Below are 3867 nucleotides of genomic sequence, written 5' to 3'. Positions count from 1 at the left end.
TTGCGCTTGCGATAAACTTTCCGCAACGATTCACCAAACGCGCGACTTAAGAACTGTCCCAGCGCACGCAGTGCGCGAGTTGGAGCACTTTGTTATGCACTTTCAATTTCTATTGCTAATTTCAATTCACTGATTGAAAACTCTATACCCTTATGGGATTGCAACCAGCTTTCGCCTAAAAATTCTGCAACGGATTTAGAGCCAAGAACTCTAAGCATTGAAACCGTATTAGATGAGCGCGATAAAAACCAGCACGCACGATATCCACCTAGCCGAGGCGGAATGGCTGCACAGGCTGACGCGCTAAGGCGTTGACTATAAAGGATTGGTTTTTATCCTGATAGTGCTTTTTGAGCATTGTAAAGAGTGTAAATGAGCAACGTGATTCAACGTTGCTGGGACTCTCCAACATCTGATAGCCAGCTTAGCGCACTGGGCGCTGCCGGGCTGAACAATCCAATCAATGTTTAATCTGCAATGTGTTTATAGTGGAATATCAAATCACCCAACTCATAGCTGTACAGAGGGCTTGCAGGGAGATTTGCCAATTTATATCCGCAGCGATGCAACAATTTTTGGGACCGAACATTTTCACGCGTGGTGGTAGCCCAGAAGTCTGTGATACCTGTAGTATTTCCCAATTCATTGTGCAGCCACCGGAGCCCGGTGCTGGCGAAACCGCGCCCCCAATACTGCGATCCAAACAGGAAGGCAACTTCAACCAAATTATGGTGCACTGTCGCTTCCAATCGGCCAACCATTAGGCCTGACGATTCGCGCACAAGAAAATTGAGCCAGCGCTCATCGATGCCGGAAACTTGCGGCCCCGCAATAGCCCGTTCAAGCCCTATTGTAAAATCCTCAATACTCGGCACTTCAGGTTCGATGTGTTCGTACACATCGGGATGAAGCAGCACATGCGCGAGCTCTTCAATGTGTTCAGCTCGCAGCGGCTCGAAATGTAACTGATTCAATATTACCTCCTGCCTTTTAATACCCGAGAATTTTCCTAGATTTTTTTAACTACATTTTTTAAATTGTAAAGCGCGGCAAACGACAAAAACAGATCATCAAAGGTGAATATAATTTTCTACACCTTAATCAATAAATCAAAAAAAAGCCAACACTGCAAAAACAATGTTGGCTTTTTCGATTCAACTAACCATCCATGGTTTTAAAAGATTTAATTCAACGTCGGTGTAGTCCAATCCACCCAATCGTTGATATTTGCCGTTGCATTTGAGCGTGCATTTAAACCGCCAGTTGTCGCCGATTCTTTTTTCAGGAAGCGGCGAATGTTTGCTTGCATTGGTGCTTTGTGTTCCGGGCGAATAGCGCAGTGAGATCCGTCGGCTACGTTAGAGTGGTAGGTGATGGAACTGGCTGCACCAAGCGCTTTGTAAACTTCTGCACCAGCGAGTGCAGCAGCGTGCGCTGATTTTGGCCCGAGGTTGGCGATGTGGGGGTTGTCCATAATGAACAGTCCGCGCGGTGCTACCAGTGCAATAATTTGATGGGTGTCTACCGGTAATCGTTTTGTATCAGCGGTGTAATTGCTGAAGGCATCTCCTAACCAATAGGTTTCACCGTAAGCACTGCTTGGGCTTTGTGCGCCTTCGCCTGGAATGCCGCGCCAGATCGGAACACCACCGCTACCAGATTCAAACGGCATGGTTAACGCGATGCGTTGATCCAACGCGCCGATTGCGAATGCGCCTTTACCGAAACGCGAACAACCTGTTACTCCGATTGCATCGGGCTTCAAAATTGTTGCGCCGGATTGCTCCAACACGTCGATGATACGGCTCACACCCCAACTCCATGCTGCCAATAATCCGGTTGTACTTCTGTTGCCGTAAATCGTGTAGAAGGCACCGGTTTTATTAGTACGGCTGCCAGACTCGGCACCGACAACATAAGGATCATAAGTAATGATTGCTACACCTTCTGCCTTAATGGTTGCGGTATCGCCACCAAAACCACCGAGCACAACAACCGCCGGTACCGGGCCGCTCACATTGCTCGGCATTTCTATTCTGGCGCTAAAGCTGGCAGTTTTACCTTGATGCTGAACATTCACGGTAATTTGCGAATTGCTAACGGTGCCGGTTACTGATTCTGGCTTGCCAGGTTTTATGCCGTAAATTGATGCTTCAACTTGTTTTAACGTCTCCTGACGCTGGCAGCGCCAATCTGCTTTGGAAGTGATGCGTGTACCGTTATATTTTTTAAATGGATCAGGCAGTTTTGCGTTGCTGCTTGCTGCGGGCGGATTACCGATTGCGCAATCTGCACCTTCATTTTCTTTGCTGGCAGTACCGGGATTAATTGGCGGAGTCGTTTCCACCAGTTTGCCACCGGTTGATGAATAAATCGCAAATCCTGCGAGCGTTGCATTATCGACCAGCGTAGCCAAATCAATATTCAACTTACCATCAGTCACTTGCACATCTTCCACTCTATAGGTGTAAGCCGCATTCGCGCCGATTAATGAATAAAGATCCACTTGATACATTTCTTGCTGGCCTTCAACTGCCACATTGAACGAGCGACGCCCCACAGTTGTTTGATAAATTTCCGCAAAATGTAATTCGATTGAGTAGGTCGAATTCGTCACCGGAATTTCATAACCGTAAGTACCGTAGCGCTCGCTTTGGAAGAGCGCGCCTTCAGCAACATTGCTGATACTGCTGGTAGTGCTGTTCGCCGTACCACCAGTGCTGTATTGGTCTGCCTTATATTGCACCCCGTTGTAATTGACTTGCGCACCACCAGAATTAATTGCAACAACCAATTGCGGCTGTGTCGAAATAATCGAACTGGAACTGGATGAACGCAATGAGCTTGAAGATAGGCGCGAACTACTACTGAAACTCGCGGGCACAATCACACTTGATGATGAACTGGAAATTACCACTGATGATTGACTCGATCTGGATGAGCTAGCGACTGAACTGGGTACAGAACTTTGGCTCGACGGGTTTGTAGTCGCAAGATAATTCATCAGCCAGGTCATCGCCGGGCGGAATGTTCCGTTGTCCTGGATCAGGCCGGTACCCTCGCGCCAGGTTTTTCCAACAACGTAGCCCCACAAGGTAATACCTTTTACTGAAGCGTGGTTATAGAACAACGGGAATTGTTGTTGCATCACCTGCAATTGTTCCTGGTCATTGGTTTTTTCGATGTCATATTCAGAAATATAAATCGGTAAACCCAACGCCGCGATTTGATTCAGTTTGGTTGTGGTTTCTGATAGTGGGCGATCGGCAAGACCGTGGGATTGCGCACCCAATGCATCCACCACACCGGCAGCGATAACAGGTCTGGCGAGCGTGATGAATTTATCGGTATCCCAACTTAACACGTTGTAGTCGTTCAAAATCAAAATCGCGTTAGGGCAATATTGGCGTGCGAGCTGGAAGGATTTAATAATCCAATCATTACCAAATGCATTTTGTGCGTAGGCAGCTGGTGCATGGCCGGGAATCGCTTCATTTACTACATCGATCATTGCGGTGTCCGGGTAGCGCGCGCAGTAATCACGAATCCACTCTTCAATTTCTGCCGCTTGTTCAGATGCACTCAAATTAGTAATCCAGCTTGGAAATTGGCTGCCCCACACAAAGGTATGGGCTTTCACTGGAATATTATGTTCGCGCGCGTAGGCATAAATCCGGTCGAGCGGCGCCCAGTTGTATTGATCGCGCGTGCCTTCAACTGAACCCCATTTGCCTTCGTTTTCCGGCGTAATTTGATTCCAATAATTAATAAAGTCTGGTCTCACCGCTCCTGAAGTGGTGATGTTACCGACGAATTTGCGTGTAGTCGGTGCAACAGAAGATCGGCTACTTGAAGTTACTGCAATCG

At 47.6% G+C, this 3867-nt stretch carries 2 protein-coding genes and 1 pseudogene; all 3 read right to left on the bottom strand.

Annotation, left to right across the window (positions count from 1 at the left end; genetic code table 11):
- Positions 1–467: 467 nt before the first annotated feature.
- Entirely contained in the window at positions 468–974 is a 507-nt protein-coding gene (locus ACWA6V_RS18585; protein ID WP_449523889.1) for a GNAT family N-acetyltransferase, read from the bottom strand.
- A 209-nt stretch (positions 975–1183) separates the two neighbouring features.
- Positions 1184–3004, bottom strand: a complete 1821-nt coding sequence (locus tag ACWA6V_RS18580; RefSeq protein ID WP_449523890.1) for a glucuronyl esterase domain-containing protein — start codon at positions 3002–3004, stop codon at positions 1184–1186.
- A pseudogene (locus ACWA6V_RS18575) lies at positions 2993–3867 on the bottom strand (endo-1,4-beta-xylanase); the annotation flags it as partial. The pseudogene ACWA6V_RS18575 and the gene ACWA6V_RS18580, both read right to left, overlap by 12 nt.

Source organism: Cellvibrio sp. (assembly GCF_053579595.1).
Note: the sequence above shows the minus strand (reverse complement) of the source record. Positions and strands in the feature narration are given on the sequence as shown.